Source organism: Photobacterium sp. R1 (assembly GCF_054600795.1).
In genome coordinates this window covers 1-249 of record NZ_BAAHZP010000809.1, presented here as the reverse complement: position 1 = coordinate 249, position 249 = coordinate 1, and the positions used below count along the sequence as shown (strand labels likewise).

At 44.6% G+C, this 249-nt stretch carries 1 protein-coding gene; it reads left to right on the top strand.

What is annotated here, in order from left to right; all coding sequences use genetic code 11:
- The coding region (locus tag ACYP03_RS27310; protein ID WP_459782846.1) for a hypothetical protein at positions 1-232 on the top strand (232 nt) is incomplete at its 5' end.
- Positions 233-249 lie beyond the last annotated feature (17 nt).

Sequence of the window (249 nt, the reverse complement as noted above, 5' to 3'; positions counted from 1 at the left end):
ATGGAAACCCGTGAAGGCCCATCACAGGCCGGAAGAATGCCGGATAGAATTCATGCCGGAATCAAATTGCTCTGAAATGGAAGCGGCTGAAATTGACAAGACACTGTCTTATCTGATTGCTCAGGGCCTGACTTCCAAGTTCTATACCGATGAAATTGGATTCAGTTGGGTCGGTTTCTGTGAGTTATCTCCCTGGCCATGTTGCGTAAAACATCTGAAATCACTAAGTTAAGTTAATGGAAAGGTGTT